Origin of the sequence: Stenotrophomonas sp. PS02298 (assembly GCF_029959445.1) — a bacterium.
Lineage (GTDB): Bacteria > Pseudomonadota > Gammaproteobacteria > Xanthomonadales > Xanthomonadaceae > Stenotrophomonas.
Map to the genome: position 1 here is coordinate 1 of NZ_JASCOR010000309.1, position 1,655 is coordinate 1,655.

1 protein-coding gene is annotated in these 1,655 nt (G+C 56.6%); it reads left to right on the top strand.

Annotated elements, in window-relative coordinates:
* Positions 1-124 precede the first annotated feature (124 nt).
* On the top strand, positions 125-1,402 hold the full coding sequence (locus QMX78_RS21325; protein ID WP_197639877.1) for an IS110 family transposase: 1,278 nt from the start codon (positions 125-127) through the stop codon (positions 1,400-1,402).
* The last annotated feature ends 253 nt before the right edge of the window (positions 1,403-1,655 follow it).

Here is a 1,655-nt window from a genome sequence, read left to right on the forward strand (position 1 = left end):
GCCACCATCGCCTTGCCGCAGAACTCCTTGCCGTAGTACATCTGGAAGCATGAGTTCTTTGCAGGCAGCCATCGTCTCCGAGCGCATCCTGAGGGTTCTCACACGCCACAGGAGTTCGTTGACGATGGCTACCCGATCTCATCCTACCCCCGCAGCGACTTGGGTCGCGATTGATATCGCCAAGCGCTACCACGCAGTCCTCATTGAGGCCCCAGGCAATAAGCAGCAGCGTTTCCGCATGGCCAGTTCTCGGGAAGACCATCAACGATTAGTTGACCTTCTCCGTCAAATGCCCGCGCCCGTTCGTGTTGCAATGGAGCCCACTGGCGATTGTCATCGCACCTTGGCCTTCCGCTTGCTCCAAGAGGGCTTCGAAGTTTGCCTGGTGTCCTCGGTCGCCGGAGCCCGCTATCGGGAAGTCCTTTTCAATTCGTGGGACAAGAACGATCCGAAGGATGCAAGCGTGATCCTGGCTATGCTCAAACAGGGCATGACCATGCGCTACGTGGATCCGTTGCTGGCTGGTCATCACGGGTTACAAGAGCTGTCCAAGACCCATTACCAGATCAGCTTGGCTAGAACCCGACTGCAGCACAGCCTGATGACCCACTACTTGCCCCTGTACTTCCCGGAAATCGAGCGCTACTTCGATGGCGCACATGCCGATTGGTTCGCCCGGTTCATGCTTCGCTTTCCCACTGCTGCCTCGATTCGTCAACTTACTTGGGATGCTTTCCGCAAGGAAGCTTGGGAGCTCGTCGGCCGCAAGGTGAATAAGCAGACTTGGCTCACCGAACTCTACCAATGTGCGCTCGGCAGCATCGGCTTACCTGTAGACGACGATTCGATTGAGGTCCAGAGTTTTCGGCTGCAGCTGCGTCGCTATCAGCTGTTAGTTGAGCAGCGCGATGCTCTGGCTGCGCAAGCCCATCAATTGCTGGCAGATAACCCAGATTACGAGTCCTTACGTTCGTTGCCCGGTATCGGCCCAGTGCTTGCATTAACCATCCTGGCCGAAGCCGGCGATCTTCGTCGATTTGCCCACCATCGCCAGTTTTTGAAGTACTGCGGCTTCGATCTGGCCACGTGCCAGTCGGGCCAGTACCGCGGACATGAGCGTCTATCAAAGCGTGGTAACGCGCGATTGCGCTTCGCCTTCTGGTTTGCCGCCACCATTGCGGTACGAATGCGTGAAAACAGCTTCCGCGACAAGTACGAACGGTACGTCAAAAACGATCCAAACAATGCTGATCGCAAGCGCAAGGCACTGACCGCGGTGGCTGCCAAGATGGCCAGGGTTGCTTATGGCCTGGTGAAGCGCCAAACCCAATACCGCTGCTACTTCGAAAACGCTTTACCCCGTGGATCGATCCCGCTCAGTGGGGCCGTTGGGACCTCATAGGATCCTGTAGATAATGCTCGGACCTTCCACGGGACCTCCATGCTGTTTAAGGCACGATCGAGGCCACTACGGACCTCGTGTTCACTATGCTCAGATCAGGAGACCTTGTCGATGTGGAAGCCCACGGGACTTTGTGCGAAGTTGCATGCGGCCATAGAAGAACAGGTGCTAATGGGACCTGTGCGTCGACTCGCCATCAACTTTAGCTTGACTCCAGAGTTAGCACGTTGTCGGTCCGGATCACCTGCGGCAG

Excerpts from the sequence above, each read along its gene's own strand:
- QMX78_RS21325 (WP_197639877.1), top strand. The coding sequence starts at position 125 with ATGGCTACCCGATCTCATCCTACCCCCGCAGCGACTTGGGTCGCGATT.